Origin of the sequence: Streptomyces sp. NPDC058307, from assembly GCF_042880295.1 — a bacterium.
GTDB lineage: Bacteria > Actinomycetota > Actinomycetes > Streptomycetales > Streptomycetaceae > Streptomyces.
On the sequence record NZ_JBHVYZ010000012.1, the window covers coordinates 144,704 to 154,804 of the forward strand.

Consider the following 10,101-nt stretch of genomic DNA (forward strand, 5'->3'; position numbering starts at 1 on the left):
TCATTGTGCCTGTGCCTCTTCAGAGACGCGGGGGGCTGCGCGACCAGTCACAACGACCGCGCAGTCCCCCGCACCGCGACCACCCTCACACGAGGGCCGTCACCGTCCCCGCCCCGACGGTCCGCCCACCCTCACGGATGGCGAACCCGAGCCCGGGCTCAAGCGGCACGTCCCGACCCAACTCCACGGTCATGACGACCTTCTCCCCCGGCCGGGCGACAGCGACCTCACCGAGGTCGACGTCCCCCACGACATCCGCCGTACGGATGTAGAACTGCGGCCGGTACCCCGTGGAGACGGGCGTCGTACGCCCACCCTCACGCGCCGACAGCACATACACCTGCGCGGTGAAGCGCCGGCTCGGCACCACACTGCCGGGCGCGGCCACGACATGCCCCCGCCGGACCGCGTCCCGGGGGACGCCCCGCAGCAACAACGCCACGTTGTCACCGGCCTGCGCCTCGTCCATCGGCTTGCCGAAGGTCTCCACCCCGGTCACCACCGTCTCCACGGCGGCCCCGAGCACGTCGACCCGGTCACCGACCCGCACGGTGCCCCGCTCGACCGCGCCGGTCACCACGGTCCCCCGGCCGGTGATGGTCAGCACGTTCTCGACGGGCATCAGGAACGGGGCGTCCAGATACCGCTCGGGGATGGGCACGTAGGTGTCCACCGCGTCGAGCAGCGCCTCGATCGACGCCGTCCAGCGCGGGTCCCCCTCCAGGGCCCTGAGCCCGGAGACCCGTACGACGGGCACGGCTTCGCCGCCGTAGCCGTGCGCGGTGAGCAGCTCACGGACCTCCAGCTCGACGAGCTCGACCAGTTCCTCGTCGGCCGCGTCCGCCTTGTTGAGGGCGACCACCACGTGGTCGACGCCCACCTGCCGCGCGAGCAGCACGTGTTCGGCGGTCTGCGGCATGATCCCGTCGAGCGCGGAGACGACGAGGATCGCCCCGTCGAGCTGCGCGGCCCCGGTGACCATGTTCTTGACGTAGTCGGCGTGGCCCGGCATGTCCACGTGCGCGTAGTGCCGGGTGTCGGTCTCGTACTCGACGTGCGCAATGTTGATGGTGATCCCGCGCGCGGCCTCCTCCGGGGCGCGGTCGATGCGGTCGAACGGCACGAACGTGCCGCTGCCGCGCTCGGCGAGCACCTTGGTGATGGCGGCGGTCAGGGTGGTCTTGCCGTGGTCGACGTGCCCCATCGTGCCGATGTTCAGGTGCGGCTTGGTGCGCACGTATGCGGTCTTGGACATGGCTGTACCTCGAAGCCTCTTCGTGTTCGCGGAAGAACGGGGACCCCAAGGACTTGCCGACCCTCCCCCTGCGGGGTCCGCCGGACGATCCGGGAAGGGTCAGCTTCGGGCGCCGTCTGCGGCGGCCGGGAACACGGGAACGGCAGCCTTCGGCGCATCCGCGACTGCGGATGCTGCGAGAGCGAAGGCGTACCGGAACATGACGCAGATCATGTCCGACGCTTCGTCCCACGTCGAACGGTTTTTGCCGCCGCCCGGCCACGCGACCGGCGGCATCCATACGGCGATCACACATCCATGTCGGTTACCGTCACTGGATGCTCGATGCCACCACCCGCTCTGGGGGCACCGCCACGGCCACTCCCCCGGCCATCGCCACGGAGTTCGCTCTCCCCGTCCCCGCCCCGGTGGGCGCTCCGGTGGGCCTCACCGCCCGCTGCACGAGAGTGCTGCTGTCGCCGTGGTTCCGGCTCTCCCTGCTCCTCGCTCTGCTCGCGGGCGCCGCTTCCACGGTCCTGCTCTTCGAGCCGCAGAGACTGCTCTCCGACGGCTGGCCGCCCCAGCTCGGCGGGGTCGCGGCCGCGGTCGTGTTCGGGGTGGCGTACGGCCTGTGCACGGTGGCCTTCGTGCCACGGCCGCTGCTCAATCTCGCCGCCGGTGCGCTCTTCGGGTCGCAGCTCGGACTCGCCTCGGCGCTCGCCGGGACGGTACTCGGGGCCGGCATCGCGTTCGGTCTGGGCCGGATGCTCGGGCAGGACGCGCTACGGCCGTTGCTGCGGGGCCGGTGGCTGAAGGCGGCCGACGGGCAGCTCAGCCGGCACGGGTTCCGCTCGATGCTGATCGCGCGGCTGTTTCCCGGGGTGCCCTTCTGGGCGGCCAACTACTGCGCCGCCGTGTCCCGTATGGGATATGTGCCGTTCCTCGCCGCGACGGCGCTCGGGTCGATCCCGAACACCGCCGCGTACGTGGTGGCCGGGGCGCGGGCTTCCACACCGACCTCACCGGCGTTCCTGATCGCCATGGCCGCGATCGCCCTGCCGGGGCTGGCGGGTGCGGTGGTGGCGTGGCGCAAGCGGCATCATCTGCGGCGCCCCTGACGCGCTCCGATCACACGCCGATCACGCCGGTCACACGCTTTCCAGAACCATCGCGTTGGCCAGTCCGCCCGCCTCGCACATCGTCTGCAGGGCGTAACGGGCCCCGCGTTCGCGCATCGCGTGGACCAGGGTCGTCGTCAGACGGGTGCCGCTCGCGCCCAGGGGGTGGCCGATCGCTATCGCCCCGCCGTGGACGTTGACCTTGGCCAGATCCGCGCCCGTCTCCTGCTGCCAGGCCAGGACCACGCTGGAGAACGCCTCGTTGACCTCGAACAGGTCGATGTCGTCGAGGGTGAGGCGGGCCCGGCGCAGGACCTGCTCGGTGGCAGGGATGACGCCGGTGAGCATGAGGACGGGGTCGGAGCCGGTGACGGCGAAGCTGTGCAGACGGGCCAGGGGGCGCAGACCCAGGCGTTCGGCGGTCTCGCTCGACGTGATGAGGACGGCCGAGGCGCCGTCGTTGATCGGGCTGGCGTTGCCCGCCGTGACGTTCCACTCGATCTGCGGGAAGCGTTCGGCGAAGTTCGGGTCGTAGTAGGCGGGCTTGAGGCCGGCGAGGATCTCGGGGGTGCTGCCCGGGCGGACGCACTCGTCACGGGAGACGCCGTCCAGAGGGGCCACCTCGGCGTCGAAGAGACCCTTCTGCCAGGCCGCCGCGGCCTTGTGGTGCGAGGAGACGGCGAACGCGTCCATCTGCTCGCGGCCGATCGACCACTTGGCGGCGATGAGTTCGGCGCTGATGCCCTGCGGGACCAGGCCCTCCTTGTAGCGCTCGGTGATGCCGGGGCCGAAGGGGTCCTTGCCCTCGGGCACGTTCGACCACATCGGCACCCGGCTCATCGACTCGACCCCACAGGCGACGACGATGTCGTACGCGCCCGCGATCACGCCCTGCGCGGCGAAGTGCACGGCCTGCTGCGAGGAGCCGCACTGGCGGTCCACGGTGGTCGCCGGGACCGTCTCCGGGAAGCCGGCCGACAGGGCCGCGTAACGGGTGGTGTTCATGGCCTGCTCGCCGACCTGGTCGACGGTGCCGCCGATGACGTCGTCGATGAGCGCCGGGTCGACGCCGGAGCGCTCCACGAGGGTGCGCAGGGTGTGGGCGAGGAGTTCTACGGGGTGCACGTGCGCGAGGGCGCCGCCTGGCTTGCCCTTGCCTATGGGAGTGCGTACGGCTTCGACGATCACTGCGTCACGCATGCTCGGGCCTCCACGGTTACCAGTGAGTAGGAAATCCAAACTCACCATAGCTCCGCGAGTTGGAAAAACAAACCCTCCCCTAGACTGGATGTATGGCCGCCACCAAGGACCCGCGCCCCTGCTCGATCGCCGACGCCCTGACGCTGGTCGGCGAGAAGTACTCCCTGCTGGTGCTGCGGGAGGTCTGCCTGGGCAACGGCCGCTTCGACCAGCTCGTCCGCAACATCGGGGCCCCTCGCGACGTCCTCGCCACCCGGCTGCGCCGGCTCGTGGACGCCGGGATCCTGACCAAGCGGGTCTACAGCGAGCGTCCGCAGCGCTTCGAGTACCGGCCCACCCAGGCAGGGCTCGAACTGGAGCCGGTGCTGCTGACGCTCATGGCGTGGGGCGACCGGCACCTGCGCGAGGAAGACGACCGGCCGATGGTCCTGGAGCACAGCTGCGGCCATGAACTGCAGCCCGTCGTCACCTGCTCCGCCTGCGGCGGCACGGTGGTGCACGAGGACCTGACGTCCCATCCGCAGGCTCCCGGCTGGACGGTGAAGGGCCCGACGGCCGCGTAGGCGCCCACCGGCCGCGGGCCCCGGCGGTCCCGCCCCCTGTGGCCGGGCCGTCACCGCGGGGCGTTACGCTGCCCTGGCACCCCGATCACCGCGCCCGGTGATGTGGCGCGCCCGACTCCCCTCACACGACCAGCACTTGGACGCCGTAACTTCATGTCTTGGTTCGAATCACTCATCCTCGGACTCGTCCAGGGGCTGACCGAGTTCCTTCCCGTCTCCTCCAGCGCGCATCTGCGCCTGACCGCGGCCTTCTCGGGCTGGAAGGACCCCGGGGCGGCCTTCACCGCGATCACCCAGATCGGCACCGAGGCCGCCGTGCTGATCTACTTCCGCAAGGACATCGGGCGGATCGTCTCGGCGTGGAGCCGTTCCCTCGTCAAGAAGGAGCTGCGCGCCGACCACGACGCCCAGATGGGCTGGCTGGTGATCGTCGGATCCATCCCCATCGGGGTGCTGGGGCTGCTGTTCAAGGACCAGATCGAGGGGCCGTTCCGCGATCTGCGCATCACCGCCACGATGTTGATCGTCGTCGGCGTCGTCATAGGCGTCGCGGACCGGCTGGCGGCCCGCGACGAGACCGGCGGGCGGCACCGCGCGCCCAAGCAGCGCAAGGGACTTGAGGACCTCGGCGTCAAGGACGGCCTGATCTTCGGCCTGTGCCAGTCCATGGCCCTCGTCCCCGGCGTCTCCCGCTCCGGCGCCACCATCAGCGGCGGCCTCTTCATGGGATACCGGCGCGAGTCCGCGGCCCGCTATTCCTTCCTGCTCGCCGTCCCCGCCGTACTGGCCTCCGGTCTCTTCGAGTTGAAGGACGCGCTGGAGAGCGACCACGTCTCCTGGGGTCCCACGATCTTCGCGACGGTGATCGCCTTCGTCGTCGGTTACGCGGTCATCGCCTGGTTCATGAAGTTCATCTCGACCAAGAGCTTCATGCCCTTCGTCTGGTACCGCATCGCCCTCGGCATCGCAGTGATTGTGCTGGTCAGTGTGGGTGTGCTGAGCCCGCACGCGGCCGAGTCGGCCGGCTGAACCAGGGCCGCACAGGTAGCGCTATCCAGCATTTCCTAGCGCCTGATTGCAGCACCCCGCCATGATCATCTCCCACTTGTCTCCCACTCATCTCCCACCGAGGAGGCGGGATACGCCCCACTAGGACGTCGTCCGCAAAGTAGGGGATGACACGGAAGGGGCCCCCCAGACGGGGGGGCCCCAGCGGACCGATGGTGGTGCGGGGGAGGTGTTGTTATTATTCGGCCGCCCCCGGGGAGGGCGGCGGGGACGAGGGCGGGGTGAAGGGGGGGGGGGAGAGGATGAAAAGGCCGGCCGTGCACGGCCGGCCCCTCCTCCAGATACGCGGCGAGCTTCTCCAGGCAGCGCGGCGACAGACGGCACCGTGATCCGCTCGGCCGGCGCGATACCCTCGAACAGCACGGCCGCCTGCCGCCGTACGGCCTCCCGACGCTGCCGTTCCGCAGGGGTCAGCCCGCCCCCATCCGCATAGGTCACACAGCACGACATACAGGCCGCACCCCTGGCCCAACAGGCACATCGCCAAAGATCACCCTGACGAGCCGAAGTCAGCTACTCGTGACGACAGGGCGAAACGGACACGCCTACGGCCCTCAGCTCGCTGTCGCGTACACGATGAGGTTGTCGACAGGGTGCCCCTGCGCGTCGAAGTCGCCGTCGCACGTGATGAGCCGTAGAGCACGTTCCCGGGTCGGCCCGTAGACCTTCTCCGTCGGAAAGGCGTTCTTGGCGACGCTCTCCGTGGCCGTGACGGTGAAGTGGAGGGCTTTTCCCGTCTTGTCGGTGACGGTGATGTCCGCACCCTCCTTGATCTTCTTCAGGTCGTGGAAGACGGCCTCGCCGAAGCGGGTGTCGTTGTGGCCGATGATGACGGCCGCGCCGATCTCACCGGGCACCGCACCGCCCGTGTACCAGCCCGCGGTCATCCCCTCCTCGGCCGGCGGGACCTCGACCGTCCCGTCCTTGTTGAGGCCCAACTCCATCAGCGAACTGGTGATCCCCACGGAGGGAACGGCCACCTCGGCGGGGGCAGCCGGAGCCGCCGGAGCGTCAGAGGCCGCGGGCTGCCCGGACCTCGGGGTGCCGGGTGCGGAGGCGGAGGGGACGACCCGCACTGTCGGGTCGGGGTCGGCCGAGCAGCCGGTGAGCACGCTGACGAGGGTCAGCAGGGTGAGGGTCGCGAGGCGGGCCCGCGACAGGGCCGGACGGTGTGCAGAGGGCAACGCGGGCTCCAGAACAGGGTGCGGAGGTTCACCGGAACGCGCGGTGGCGCCGCCTGGCGAAGGGCGGCGCCACCGTTTCGTACGAGAGGCGGTGCTGCCGGGTCAGCCTTCGCGGCGGGCCGTGGTGCGGCGGCGCAGTACGTAGGTGCCGGCGCCCGCGAGCAGCAGTGCGCCCGTGGCCGAGCCGATGAGTGTGCCGGTGTTGTCGTCCTTGGCGGGGGCCTCGCCCGCGGCGACACCGCCACGCGGGTAGCCCTTGCCTCCGGTCTTCTGGGCTTCGGCCTTCCGGGCCTCGGCCTCTTTGAGCGTCTTGGCGTCCTCGGCCTTCTTCTTCGCCAGGGCCTCCTTGTCGGCCGGGGTCGAGGCGGTCGCGCCCGGCGACGGAGTCGGGTCGGTGGCGAAGGCCGCGGTGGCCGGGACGAGCAGCGCGCCGGCCGCGACGCCGGTCAGGACAGCGATACGCAGCGGGCGCAGTGTGAGACGGCGGGACATGTGAGGGCTCCAGTTCCAGCCCGGCTTGGTCGTTCCTGGTTGCCGATCCGCACCAGGTTCCGGGCATGGCTTCACCCTGACGGCCACTTGTGAGGAAACTGTCAGAGCGCTGTCGTCATCCCATCAGGGTCGACCGGGGCCCTCCGGCTTCCGTGACTCGGCTGTCGGCAGCCGCAGGGTGAAGGTGGCCCCCTCCCCCTCCGTGCTCGCCACGTCCACCGTGCCGCCGTGGGCCTCGGCGAGCTTGAGGACGATCGCCAGGCCGAGGCCGCTGCCGCCGGTGCTGCGATTGCGGGACTTCTCCGCCCGCCAGAAACGGTCGAACACGTACGGGAGGTCGCCCGCCGGAATGCCACTGCCGGTGTCGGACACCTCCACGGCGAGCTCGTCCCCCGGGTCGGTGACGTACCGGCGCAGGGTCACCGTGCCGCCGGCCGGGGTGTGGCGCACCGCGTTGGAGAGCAGGTTGCTGACGGTCTGCCGCAGCCGTACGGGGTCGGCGTCGAGGAGCGGTGGGTGAGGGGTGCCCGGCGGCGGTGTCAGGACCGTGAGGGTGACGCCCGCCGTCTCGGCCAACCCCTGGTGCGCGGCGGCGACCTGGCCGAGCAGCTCGTCGATCCGTACCGGCTTCCGGTGCAGCCGCAGGGCGCCCGCGTCGGCCGCGCCCAGGTCCTGGAGGTCGTTGATGAGGTGCTGGAGCTGCACCGCCTCCTCCAGGAGCGAGGAGACGAACGCGGGGTCCGGCACGGCCAGTCCGTCGTGGGCCGCCTCCAGCCAGCCCCGGATGTTGCTCAGCGGCGTTCGCAGCTCATGGGCGACATCGCTGACCATCACCTTGCGCTGTTCCTCCAGGCGGGCCCGGTGCGCGGCCATGTCGTTGAAGGCCGCCGTCAGCCGTCCGATCTCGTTGTCGGAGACGACGGGCACGGGCACCGGCGTCGCGTCCAGGCCCTCCCGCATGCGCTGGGCGGCGCCGGTGAGCGCGTGCAACGGGCGTACGAGCCTGGCTCCGGCGAGCACCGAGGCGCCGACGGTGAGGGCGAGGACCAGAGCGGTGACACCGGCGATGCGTGCGGTGTTGGCGCGGGAGAGGTCGAAGCCGGGCACGCCGGCGGCACCGGGGCCGTCGATGAACAGGAGTGCGGGCTCGGCGACATAGCCCGTGAGCTGTTCCCGGCGGGCGCTTTCGACACAGTTGGCCACGGCCCGGTCGTACGCGCTGTCGCGGATCTCGGCGGGGGCGTAGTCGAGCGCGCCGCCGGAAGCCGCTTTGCGTTGGGCCGTCGCGGCGTCCTCCGCCTTCTTGGCGGCCAGGACCTTCGCCTCCCGATCGCTGAGGCCGTCCTCGGCGCCGGAGACCGCGCCGTCCCGCCCGTATGCGTAACTCCGGTCCCAGGACAGGTCCAGGTTCAGTTTCACGGCGGTGCGACCCTGTCGTTTCAGACAGGCGTCAGCCAGTTGGTTGAGGGCGCTCAGGGCCTTCCGCTCGGTCGCGGTGGGACCGACCGGGTAGGACGCAAAGCACTTGGCCTCCATGTCACGGTCGGTGACGCTGTCGGTCCCCCCCTCGGTCTCGTCGCTCACGAACTGGACGCGGGGCCGTCCGCCCGGGCTCTCGACGACGTCGGCGGCAATACCCATCTGGCTGAGGCACTCCACCCTCCCGGCGGCGGCCTTCCGCAGTGCGTCGTGTTCCTTCGCGGGCAGCCGGAAGGGCCCCACGGCCCGTGGATCGACGCGGTCGGCGCCGGCCTTGGCCGCGTCGGGCACCAGCACGGTGTCGACGGAGCGTGGATCCACGACCGCCGAGGCCTGCTGAGCGAGCAGATCGTCGGACGAACCGCCGCCCGCTGAGCGCGAGTCGGCCGAGTCCACGATCGGGCGTCGGCCCGGCGTGGTGAGCACGATCCGGCGCCCGGACTCCTGGGCCAGATCTCGCACGGTGGTGTCGGCGCCGTCCCAGTCGGGGTGGGTGGCCGCGTAGCCGAGGAGGGTGTTGTAGATCTTCGCGTCGGACTTGAGGTTCTGCCCCTGCTCCTGGCGGATCGCGACGGAGGTCGTCTGCACGGCCAGCCAGGCGGTCGCGGCGACCGAGCACGAGGCCACCAGCGCCGTCACGGTCAACAGCCGCCCCGCCAGGCTCTTGCGCAGCGGCAGCCGGGCGGCCCCCGCCGCACCTCCCCTGTCAGGACGACGCATGGCGCACGTTCTTCGCGGGGTCCGTTAGTTTGTAGCCGACGCCGAAGACGGTGATGAGGCGGACCGGCCGTCGTGGGGCGCGCTCGATCTTCTTGCGCAGGTTCATGACGTGCACGTCGACGGTCCGGCCGCTGATGTATTTGTCGAAGCCGTGCAGCTCGTCCAGGAGCCGTGCCCTGGTGAAGACCCGGCCGGGCTCGGCCGCCATCGCCGCGAGGATACGGAACTCACCGGGCGTGCACTCGACGGGCGTCCCGTCGACCGACACCTCGTGCCGCGAGGGATCGACCCTGAGCGCGCCGACCGTCAACTCCTCGTCGTCCGGGGCCGCTTCGGGCTCCGAGGCGGGAGCGGAGGCGGGTCCGGTCGCCGGAGCCGGGTCGGGACCGCGCCGGTTGCGGCGCAGCAACGTCCGTACCCGGGCGGTGAGTTCGCGCGGACTGAACGGCTTGGTCATGTAGTCGTCGGCGCCGAGGTCGAGGCCGAGCAGCAGATCGTCCTCGGTGCTGCGGGCCGTCAGCATCAGCACCGGCACCTCCCGGCGTTCGGCGCGCAGGATCCGTACGACGTCGAGGCCGTCGGCCCCGGGCATCATCACGTCGAGGACGACCAGGTCGGGTTCCTGGTGCCGGACCGTCTCGAGAGCCGTCCGGCCGTCCTCGACGACCGTGACAGCGTGACCCTCGTGCTCCAGGTAGCGGCGCACCAGTTCGGCCTGCTTCGCGTCGTCTTCGGCGACCACAATGTTTGCGCACACGCCGCAGATCGTAGCGACCGCCGGCGCCGGGAGGTCCGGAGTGTCCTTACCGTGAGGGCGGTCGGGTGGTGGACAGGCGAGGGTGCAGGGCTGCCGTCGAGCGTCCTGTGAGGTCGAGGAGCAGCTCGGCGAAGAGGGCGTCGCCCCAGCCGAACCAGGGGCGGGTGAAGGTCGCGGGGTCGGCCAGGGACAAACTCGCGGCAACGGCGTTGACTTTCAAAGCGTGGTGTCGTAGGGCTGACGTCTCATGATCCCTGCGGTATGCCGACCGCATGAGGTATGCGCA

General features: G+C 70.7%; 11 protein-coding genes. 3 read left to right on the top strand and 8 right to left on the bottom strand.

Annotation, left to right across the window (positions count from 1 at the left end):
- Positions 1-85: 85 nt before the first annotated feature.
- Both tuf and ACFVYN_RS12075 read right to left on the bottom strand, forming a co-directional pair.
- Positions 86-1,255, bottom strand: a complete 1,170-nt coding sequence (gene tuf, locus ACFVYN_RS12070; RefSeq protein ID WP_389996211.1) for an elongation factor Tu — start codon at positions 1,253-1,255, stop codon at positions 86-88.
- Positions 1,256-1,354: 99 nt separating this feature from the next.
- Positions 1,355-1,546: a hypothetical protein gene (locus ACFVYN_RS12075; RefSeq protein ID WP_389996254.1), complete on the bottom strand. Its 192-nt coding sequence runs from the start codon at positions 1,544-1,546 to the stop codon at positions 1,355-1,357.
- A 26-nt stretch (positions 1,547-1,572) separates the two neighbouring features.
- Between ACFVYN_RS12075 and ACFVYN_RS12080 the strand changes: the two genes are divergently transcribed.
- Entirely contained in the window at positions 1,573-2,352 is a 780-nt protein-coding gene (locus ACFVYN_RS12080; protein WP_389996214.1) for a TVP38/TMEM64 family protein, read from the top strand.
- Between the two features lie 30 nt (positions 2,353-2,382).
- On the opposite strand, the gene ACFVYN_RS12085 is transcribed toward ACFVYN_RS12080, so the two are convergent.
- Positions 2,383-3,552 carry a thiolase family protein gene (locus ACFVYN_RS12085; RefSeq protein WP_389996216.1) on the bottom strand — a complete coding sequence of 390 codons (1,170 nt, stop codon included), beginning with the start codon at positions 3,550-3,552 and terminating at the stop codon, positions 2,383-2,385.
- Positions 3,553-3,644: 92 nt separating this feature from the next.
- On the opposite strand from ACFVYN_RS12085, the gene ACFVYN_RS12090 reads away from it, so the two are divergent.
- Both ACFVYN_RS12090 and ACFVYN_RS12095 read left to right on the top strand, forming a co-directional pair.
- A complete protein-coding gene (locus ACFVYN_RS12090; RefSeq protein WP_389996219.1) occupies positions 3,645-4,115 on the top strand; it encodes a winged helix-turn-helix transcriptional regulator in 471 nt (156 codons plus the stop codon).
- A gap of 153 nt (positions 4,116-4,268) precedes the next feature.
- On the top strand, positions 4,269-5,144 hold the full coding sequence (locus tag ACFVYN_RS12095) for an undecaprenyl-diphosphate phosphatase (RefSeq protein ID WP_389996222.1): 876 nt from the start codon (positions 4,269-4,271) through the stop codon (positions 5,142-5,144).
- 593 nt (positions 5,145-5,737) lie between these two features.
- Here ACFVYN_RS12095 and ACFVYN_RS12100 read toward each other — a convergent pair.
- The 5 genes from ACFVYN_RS12100 to ACFVYN_RS12120 form a co-directional block, all read right to left on the bottom strand.
- The gene (locus tag ACFVYN_RS12100) at positions 5,738-6,367 is read right to left on the bottom strand and encodes a class F sortase (protein WP_389996225.1); all 630 of its coding nucleotides are present in this window, start codon (positions 6,365-6,367) and stop codon (positions 5,738-5,740) included.
- Between the two features lie 102 nt (positions 6,368-6,469).
- Positions 6,470-6,859 (bottom strand): sortase-dependent protein, encoded by a 390-nt coding sequence (locus tag ACFVYN_RS12105; protein WP_389996228.1) that lies wholly within the window; start codon positions 6,857-6,859, stop codon positions 6,470-6,472.
- A 123-nt stretch (positions 6,860-6,982) separates the two neighbouring features.
- Entirely contained in the window at positions 6,983-9,058 is a 2,076-nt protein-coding gene (locus ACFVYN_RS12110; protein ID WP_389996231.1) for a sensor histidine kinase, read from the bottom strand.
- Positions 9,045-9,815 (bottom strand): response regulator transcription factor, encoded by a 771-nt coding sequence (locus ACFVYN_RS12115; protein ID WP_389996233.1) that lies wholly within the window; start codon positions 9,813-9,815, stop codon positions 9,045-9,047. The genes ACFVYN_RS12110 and ACFVYN_RS12115 overlap by 14 nt, the downstream gene beginning before the upstream one ends.
- Before the next feature lie 46 nt (positions 9,816-9,861).
- A complete protein-coding gene (locus ACFVYN_RS12120; protein WP_389996251.1) occupies positions 9,862-10,089 on the bottom strand; it encodes a glycoside hydrolase family 125 protein in 228 nt (75 codons plus the stop codon).
- Between the last annotated feature and the right edge of the window lie 12 nt (positions 10,090-10,101).

Bases quoted from the DNA above. Each gene is read 5' to 3' on its own strand.
- ACFVYN_RS12095 (WP_389996222.1), top strand. From the start codon at position 4,269: ATGTCTTGGTTCGAATCACTCATCCTCGGACTCGTCCAGGGGCTGACC.
- tuf (WP_389996211.1), bottom strand. From the start codon at position 1,255: ATGTCCAAGACCGCATACGTGCGCACCAAGCCGCACCTGAACATCGGC.
- ACFVYN_RS12105 (WP_389996228.1), bottom strand. From the start codon at position 6,859: ATGTCCCGCCGTCTCACACTGCGCCCGCTGCGTATCGCTGTCCTGACC.
- ACFVYN_RS12085 (WP_389996216.1), bottom strand. From the start codon at position 3,552: ATGCGTGACGCAGTGATCGTCGAAGCCGTACGCACTCCCATAGGCAAG.
- ACFVYN_RS12080 (WP_389996214.1), top strand. From the start codon at position 1,573: ATGCTCGATGCCACCACCCGCTCTGGGGGCACCGCCACGGCCACTCCC.
- ACFVYN_RS12120 (WP_389996251.1), bottom strand. From the start codon at position 10,089: ATGCGGTCGGCATACCGCAGGGATCATGAGACGTCAGCCCTACGACAC.
- ACFVYN_RS12090 (WP_389996219.1), top strand. From the start codon at position 3,645: ATGGCCGCCACCAAGGACCCGCGCCCCTGCTCGATCGCCGACGCCCTG.
- ACFVYN_RS12110 (WP_389996231.1), bottom strand. From the start codon at position 9,058: ATGCGTCGTCCTGACAGGGGAGGTGCGGCGGGGGCCGCCCGGCTGCCG.